The sequence below is a fragment of the Actinocorallia lasiicapitis genome (assembly GCF_054778695.1).
In genome coordinates this window covers 1-2,120 of sequence record NZ_BAAGZI010000622.1, presented here as the reverse complement: position 1 = coordinate 2,120, position 2,120 = coordinate 1, and the positions used below count along the sequence as shown (strand labels likewise).

At 72.5% G+C, this 2,120-nt stretch carries 3 protein-coding genes; all 3 read left to right on the top strand.

What is annotated here, in order from left to right:
* Positions 1–229: hypothetical protein (locus ACYVE7_RS33030; RefSeq protein WP_460370386.1), on the top strand; the 229-nt coding region annotated here is incomplete at its 5' end.
* A gap of 122 nt (positions 230–351) precedes the next feature.
* Positions 352–1,311: a TIGR04222 domain-containing membrane protein gene (locus tag ACYVE7_RS33025; RefSeq protein WP_460370384.1), complete on the top strand. Its 960-nt coding sequence runs from the start codon at positions 352–354 to the stop codon at positions 1,309–1,311.
* Positions 1,221–2,111 (top strand): MbnB/TglH/ChrH family RiPP precursor modification enzyme, encoded by an 891-nt coding sequence (locus ACYVE7_RS33020; protein WP_460370382.1) that lies wholly within the window; start codon positions 1,221–1,223, stop codon positions 2,109–2,111. Before ACYVE7_RS33025 ends, ACYVE7_RS33020 begins: the two co-directional genes overlap by 91 nt.
* Positions 2,112–2,120 lie beyond the last annotated feature (9 nt).

The window sequence follows — 2,120 nt, the reverse complement described above, 5'->3', positions numbered from 1 at the left end:
CGCCCCTGCCGCCGCCCCCGCCCGGCTCCCGTCCTTACGTGCCGCCGCCCTCGCCGCCGCGCCCCGGCAGGCCGGGCGAGCGCAGATCCTCCGGCTTCGGCGGGTTCACCTGGGACGCCTATTCGAGCGGCTCGGACTCCTCGGACGGCGGATCGGGCTGCTCGTCGTGCACGGGCGGCGGCTGCTCGTCCTGCGGAAGCAGTTCGTGCACCTGACCTGGGAACCGTAAGGTGCGACATCCGACATTGGGGATCATAATTCCCGTGCTGGAGTAGGGAACCTCGGGAGCTGCGGTCGCATCTCAACGGGCAGGAAGCCGGATATCGGCAGGGAAACGCAGGAGTGTGGAGCATGGTGCTGGCCGCCTCGCCGACATGGGGGATCACCGGTCCCCAGTTCCTCGCGGGATACGCTCTCGCGGCCGTCGGACTGTTCGTCGTCGCCCTTGTCATCCGCCGGAAGGCGGCGGCGGGCCGGACGCCCGTCCGGGAACTCCACCAGTACGAACTGGCCTACCTGGCCGGCGGGGAGCGGCGGGCCATCGCGGCGAGCCTGTCCGGGCTCCGCGCCGGTCAGGCCGTCACCGCCGCCAAGCACGGCATCCTCTCGCTCGTCGCCCCGCCCCGGATGACCCTCTACCCGCTGGACGAGGCGGTGCTCGACGGCGTCAGGGCCAACATCAGCACTGGCGGGCTGCCGCACCGGCCGCAGGTCAAGGCCGCGCTCAGCGTGATCCGCAAGCACCTGGTCGCCGAGGGGATGCTGCTGACGGCGAGCGAGCGCGCCCAGATCAGGGCCGCGGCGCTGCCGCTGTTCCTGCTGCTCGGCCTCGGGGCCGTCCGGGTGGTGTCCGGGATCGCCAACGACCGGCCCGTCCTCTACCTGATCATGATGATGGTGCCGCTGGCCCTGGTGACGCTCATCCTCGGGCTGCGCGCGCCGAAGGTCAGCCGGGCCGGGAAGAAGACCCTCACCGCGGCGGCGATCCGGCACCGGGTGCTGTCGCCCTCGATGTCGCCGTCCTGGTCGACCTACGGTCCCGAGGCGGTCGCGCTGGGCGTCGCGCTGTACGGCGGCGCGGTGATCTACGCGATGGACCCGGAGTTCGCGGTGCTGTCGGAGATGCAGATGCGGCTCGGGCTGATCGGCTCGGGGTACACGCCGGTCTCGTCCTACTCCTCGTCGTCGTCCTCCTCCTCGTCGCACACGTCGAGTTCGTCGTGTTCGTCCGGGTCCTCGTGCTCCTCGTCCTCGTCGTGTTCGTCGGGGTCGTCCTGCGGTGGCGGTGGCGGTGGCGGGTGCGGCGGATGACCGGGGTCGGGATCGGCTGGCGGCCGGAGATCGCCGGTTATGTCGCGGGGCTGCCGCGCCTGGCGTTCACCGAGGTGATCGCGGAGTCGCTGCACCATCCGCAGCCCGAGCTGCTGGCGTTGCGGGCCACCGGGGTGCCGGTGATCCCGCACGGGGTGAAGCTGTCGCTCGGCGGGGCGCAGGAGGTCGCGCCCGAACGGGTCCGCGCCCTCGCCGAGGCCGCCGTGACCGTCGACGCCCCGCTGGTCAGCGAGCATGTCGCGTTCGTCCGGGCGGGCGGCCTCGAAGCGGGCCATCTGCTGCCCGTGCCCCGCTCCGCCGACTCCCTGGACGCCCTCACCCGCAACATCAGGCTCACCCAGGCCGAGCTGCCCGTGCCGCTGGCCGTCGAGCCGATCGCGGCCCTGTTCGACTGGCCCGACGACGCCTACAGCGAAGGCGACTTCCTCACCGAACTCCTCGACCGCACCGGCGCCGGCCTGCTGCTGGACGTCGCCAACGTGTACGCCAACTCCCGCAACCGGGGCCGCGACCCGATCAAGGTGCTGGAGTCGTTCCCGCTCGATCGGGTCGTCTACTGCCATGTCGCGGGCGGCGCGGAGCACGACGGCCTCTACCACGACACCCACGGCCACGCCCTGCCCGCGGAGGTGCTGGCGCTGGTCGCCGAGACCGCCGCCCGCACCTCCGGCCATCTGGGCTACCTGCTGGAACGCGACGCCGGTTTCCCGCCCGCCGACGAGCTGATCGGCGAGCTGTGCGCCATCGCGGCCGCCGCGTCGGTGCCGAGCCCGGTATGAGCCTCGCGG